Source organism: Paenibacillus sp. sgz302115 (genome assembly GCF_056120445.1).
This window is the reverse complement of sequence record NZ_JBVYOK010000078.1, coordinates 1-318: the sequence shown is the minus strand read 5'-3', so window position 1 is coordinate 318 and position 318 is coordinate 1. Positions and strand designations below refer to the sequence as shown.

The following is a 318-nucleotide window of genomic DNA, read 5'->3' as shown; positions in this document are numbered from 1 at the left end:
GCCAGCTTATCACCGGTAATGCTGCCATCCGGCAGCTCAGAGGTCAACGTACCCTCGGCCAGATGCTCCAGCTTGATTATGCCGGGGCTCAAATGGCGTTCCTCCAGCACTCCGTCCGTGAGATGTTCTCCGTATATACTCTGCTGCTGCAAATGCACCGAGTTTACCGAGCCTATCGCCAGCTTATCACCGGTAATGCTGCCATCCGGCAGCTCAGAGGTCAACGTACCCTCGGCCAGATGCTCCAGCTTGATTATGCCGGGGCTCAAATGGCGTTCCTCCAGCACTCCGTCCGTGAGATGTTCTCCGTATATACTC

1 protein-coding gene is annotated in these 318 nt (G+C 56.3%); it reads right to left on the bottom strand.

Annotation, left to right across the window (positions count from 1 at the left end; translation table 11 throughout):
• The coding region (locus AC0LWN_RS32740; protein WP_474672758.1) for a hypothetical protein at positions 1 to 269 on the bottom strand (269 nt) is incomplete at its 3' end.
• Between the last annotated feature and the right edge of the window lie 49 nt (positions 270 to 318).